Source organism: Actinosynnema sp. (genome assembly GCF_052038725.1).
Window position 1 is genome coordinate 1 of record NZ_JBQGCX010000523.1, and the last position, 3142, is coordinate 3142.

At 76.3% G+C, this 3142-nt stretch carries 6 protein-coding genes; 2 read left to right on the forward strand and 4 right to left on the reverse strand.

Features of this window, described 5'->3' with window-relative positions; genetic code table 11:
* From ACTUAL_RS10530 to ACTUAL_RS10540, 3 genes are all read right to left on the reverse strand, one after another.
* Positions 1 to 138: anti-sigma factor family protein (locus tag ACTUAL_RS10530; protein WP_440900128.1), on the reverse strand; the 138-nt coding region annotated here is incomplete at its 3' end.
* Positions 138 to 626 (reverse strand): sigma factor-like helix-turn-helix DNA-binding protein, encoded by a 489-nt coding sequence (locus ACTUAL_RS10535; RefSeq protein WP_096496618.1) that lies wholly within the window; start codon positions 624 to 626, stop codon positions 138 to 140. The genes ACTUAL_RS10530 and ACTUAL_RS10535, both read right to left, overlap by 1 nt.
* 33 nt (positions 627 to 659) lie before the next feature.
* Positions 660 to 947, reverse strand: a complete 288-nt coding sequence (locus ACTUAL_RS10540; protein WP_096496619.1) for an acylphosphatase — start codon at positions 945 to 947, stop codon at positions 660 to 662.
* 46 nt (positions 948 to 993) lie between these two features.
* On the opposite strand from ACTUAL_RS10540, the gene ACTUAL_RS10545 reads away from it, so the two are divergent.
* On the forward strand, positions 994 to 1653 hold the full coding sequence (locus ACTUAL_RS10545; RefSeq protein WP_232520054.1) for a CAP domain-containing protein: 660 nt from the start codon (positions 994 to 996) through the stop codon (positions 1651 to 1653).
* A 14-nt stretch (positions 1654 to 1667) separates the two neighbouring features.
* A complete protein-coding gene (locus ACTUAL_RS10550) occupies positions 1668 to 2225 on the forward strand; it encodes a hypothetical protein (protein ID WP_440900126.1) in 558 nt (185 codons plus the stop codon).
* 30 nt (positions 2226 to 2255) lie between these two features.
* On the opposite strand, the gene ACTUAL_RS10555 is transcribed toward ACTUAL_RS10550, so the two are convergent.
* Positions 2256 to 2855 carry a hypothetical protein gene (locus ACTUAL_RS10555; RefSeq protein WP_440900127.1) on the reverse strand — a complete coding sequence of 200 codons (600 nt, stop codon included), beginning with the start codon at positions 2853 to 2855 and terminating at the stop codon, positions 2256 to 2258.
* Positions 2856 to 3142: the final 287 nt, after the last annotated feature.

Below are 3142 nucleotides of genomic sequence, written 5' to 3' on the forward strand. Positions count from 1 at the left end.
CGGCAGCGGGGCGAGGCGCAGCAGCTCCCGCCTGCACGGCGGGCAGGCGCGCAGGTGCCGCTCGAACGCGCCGCGCTCGACCGGGTCGAGCGAGCCGAGCAGGTAGACGCCCAGGTCCGTGCTGCGGAAGCAGGTCATCACGGCTCGGTCACCCCGCGCTCGGCCAGCGCGTCGCGCAGCGCCCGCAGCCCGTAGAAGCAGCGGGACTTGACCGCGCCCTGCGGGATGCCGAGCGCGGCGGCGGCCTCGGCGACGGTGCGCCTGCGGTAGTGCAGCTCGACGACGGCGTCGCGGTGGTCGCGGCTCAGCCCGCGCAGCGCCTCGGCGACCTGCCAGCCCTGGAGCGCGTGGTCGACGGCGTCGACCTCGGACGGCGGCTCCTCGGGCCGCTCACCCCCCGCGCGCCGGAACCCGGACGCCACCAGCGCGCGGGCCACCGCGTACAGCCACGGTCCGGCCTCCTCGGGGGTGCGGACGTCCGCGCTGCCCCGCGCCCTGCGCAGGGTCTCCTGGACGACGTCCTCGGCGTACCGGTGGTCCCCCCCGACCAGGCGCAGGACGTAGCCGCGCAGCGGGCCGCGCCAGCGGCCGTAGAGCTGCCTGACGACATCTTCCCCGCGGTCCACAGCGGTAACTACGGCCGCCGGGGGTGTCCCCGTTCAACGCTCCGCGAAACCCGTCAGCCCGCCGCGCGGCGACGACCAGCGCTCCACGACCACGTCGACCCGGCCGGGCGCGCCCCCGGAGCGCAGCGCGGCGAGCAGCGCGCGGCACGCCTCCTCCGGCCCCTCGGCGTTGACCTCGACGCGGCCGTCGCGCAGGTTGGACGCGCTCCCCACCAGGCCGAGCTCCAGCGCGCGGGCCCTGGTCCACCACCGGAACCCGACGCCCTGCACGTGCCCCCTGACCCATGCGGTCATCCGCACCGCGGACTCCGCTCCAGACATGCCTTCCACCCCGGTATTTCACCCGATGGTGATACGGTGCGCGACCGTGAGCGCGCGGAGCGGGAAGAGGTCCGCCATCGGCGGGCTCCTCGGCCTGCTGCTCGGCGCGGCGGGCGTCGGCTCCATCGCCCTCCTCGTCGGCCTGACCGCCTCGACGACGTCCCAGCAGGACCCGCCGCCGGGCGCGCCCCGGTCCGGTCCCGGTCCGGGCCCCGGTTCCTCGGGCGCTCCCGACGGGCCGCGGTCGACCACCGCCACGACCAGCGGGCTTGCCCCGGACTCCCCGGCACCGGCAAGCTCGTCGCCGACGTCCCCCCAGGACCCGCCGCCGCTGGACGTGGTGCAGGCCGACCGGGTCGTGCGGCTGGTCAACCAGGCGCGCGGCGCGGCGGGGTGCGCGGCGCTGGGCGTGGACGACCGGGTGGTCACCGCCGCCAGGGCGCACAGCGCGGACATGGCGAGCCGGGGCTACTTCGCGCACACCAGTCCGGAGGGTGTGGACTTCGCCACCCGGATGCGCGAAGCGGGCTATCCGCGACCCGCCGGTGAGAACATCGCCATGGGCCAGCGGAGCGCGGAGGACGTCGTGGGCGCGTGGTTGGACTCCGAGGGGCACCGTCGGAACATCCTCGACTGCTCGTTCACCACCACCGGTGTCGGTCTGGACACCCGTGGCTGGTACTGGACCCAGAACTTCGGCCGTTGACCTAGGGAGACCGAGTGACCGACGACGGGCTTTACGAGTCGCCCGAGCCCGAGCAGAGCTCTCGCGCGCGGCGCCTGTCGCCCCACCTGCTGCTGGCGGCGTCCGGCGTCGTCGTGGCGACCATCTTCGGGGCGGTGGCCGCGATCGCGGGCCCGTCGTCGAGCGACGAGGCCACCACGCCGATCGGCGTTCAGCTGGACACGCCCCCGACCGGCCGGACGTCGACGCCCACGTCGGCGCCCGAGTCCGGGTCCGAGTCCGCTGGGTCTTCTTCGGAGGCCCCCAGCTCCACGCCGCAGTCGGCGGAGAGCAGCGCCGCGCCGACCACGACGACGCAGCGCGTCCGGGTGACGACGGTGACCAGGGCGGACGGGACGACCACCACGACGACGGTGAACGAGGAACCGCAGCCGCCCAAGCCGAACAACCCGAACCCCAACCCGAACCCGAACCCCAACCCCGGCGGCACGACGACCACGACGAAGCCGCCCGTGGAGCCCCCGGTCACCACGACCTCGGCGGAGCAGCCCCCCACCTCCGGTTCGGGGACCCCGCCCACCTCGGGCAACTGACCCGACGCGGGACGCGCAGTAACCGCGCCATCACCCACAGGGGGCGGTAAACGGCACGACGGCGTGGACCACGGCCCGCACCGATCCGGTGCGGGCCGTCGCGCGCCGATAACCCGGACGCCCGACCTTCGGTTCAAGGTCTTTCCAGGGAGTTCGCGTGTTCGAGCAAGAGTCCGTCGTGGCCGCGAGGCGCAGGTTCTCGCCGCTGGTCCTGCTGTCCGCGGCGGGGGCCGTGGTGGCGGCGGCGGTGGCGGGTGTCGGCGCCGCGCTGGTGCCGGACGGCGAGCCGGAGACGCCGCGACCCCTTGAGGCGCAGGCCGAGGCGACCACCGGGAGCGCGCCCGCGAGGCCGACGTCCGAGTCGACGGCCGCGGCGCCCACCCAGCTCAGGTCGGCGGCCACGACGACCACGACCCGCCGCCCGGACGCGCGCCACGAGGACCGCCCCACGCGCGGCGACGAGCCGACGGCGGCCAGGTCGGAGTCCCCGGAGGAGCCGGACGAGCCGGTGGCGCTCCCGACCACCACGACCCGCCAGTCCCCGACGACCACCACGACGGCGCCGCCGGTGGTGACGACGACGCCGGAGGACGAGGCCCCGGACCCGACCACCACCGCCCCGACCACCACCAGGCCACCCCCCCCGGGACCGCGGGGGTGGGCGGGTGGCTGGGCGAGCCCGCAGGGCGGGCGCCCCACACCACCGAGCCCACCCGGCGGGGCCGGTCCACGCACACCCCCGGCCGCCCCAGCCGCTACGGCCGCGCAGGTCGGACGACCCGCCTCGGCTGCACCGGTCGCCCCAGCCGCTTCGGCCGCCACCCCAGTGGCCCACCGGTCGCTGTCCCAGCCGCACCGGTCGCACCGGCCGCTTCGGCCGCCACACCAGTGGCCCACCGGCCACTGTCCAGCCGCAC